Source organism: Helicobacter sp. 11S02596-1, from assembly GCF_002272825.1.
Lineage (GTDB): Bacteria > Campylobacterota > Campylobacteria > Campylobacterales > Helicobacteraceae > Helicobacter_J.
Map to the genome: position 1 here is coordinate 1 of NZ_MLAM01000037.1, position 750 is coordinate 750.

Genomic DNA, 750 nt, shown 5'->3' on the forward strand with positions numbered 1-750 from the left:
AGATAGAGGGCGTCTTTGAAATCGATGTTGGTAAAAGATGTGTGAGATTCATTATTGATATCCCCCACAAATGAACCAATACCAGCTTGGCGCAGATAGTCTTGGATAGCTTGGGGGGTGTTAGAAGAGAGGGTATGACCATTGAAATCAATCGTGGGGGTGGAAGATTTTGGAGAACCAGAAGAAACCCCAGCAGGACTAGAGGTAGCAGGGACGTCATAGGAACTAAATGTTACATTACTCACACGCAAGCCAGCGTTATTATCTTGTGTATTGATTGCTCCCATCATTGCTCCTGCTTTGATAGTTGCATCCGTGATTGCCCCAGCAGCTATCGTATTGATATTCCCTAGTAATGTGGATTGGGTGAGATTGATGGTGAAGTGAGAGTTATTGGCTTTATATAACGCATCCAAGTCGATTGTTCCATCAGATTTGTTATAGCCTGTTCCTGTAAAACCATCAGTGTTTGTAAGACCTACATTAAGATTGCCGATGATAGTAGAATTGTTATCAGCTGTGATAGTCGTGCTGGCAGAAGTAAGAGGAATGCCGCTTGCAGGCAACCACGTAACATTGCCATTGAGTATGCCTCCATTGAGATTGATAGTCATCTTACCGACTTGGTTGGTGATGTTGCCATCTTGGAGAGCGCCAGAATTGAGGGTGAGGGTGGTAGAAGCACCTTGATCAAGGGATTGGATAGCAGAGTTGGTATCACCATTATTATACGCCCCCGTATCGCCTTTG

1 protein-coding gene is annotated in these 750 nt (G+C 44.4%); it reads right to left on the reverse strand.

Annotated elements, in window-relative coordinates; genetic code table 11:
- Positions 1-750: hypothetical protein (locus BJI48_RS09530; RefSeq protein ID WP_180763113.1), on the reverse strand; the 750-nt coding region annotated here is incomplete at both ends.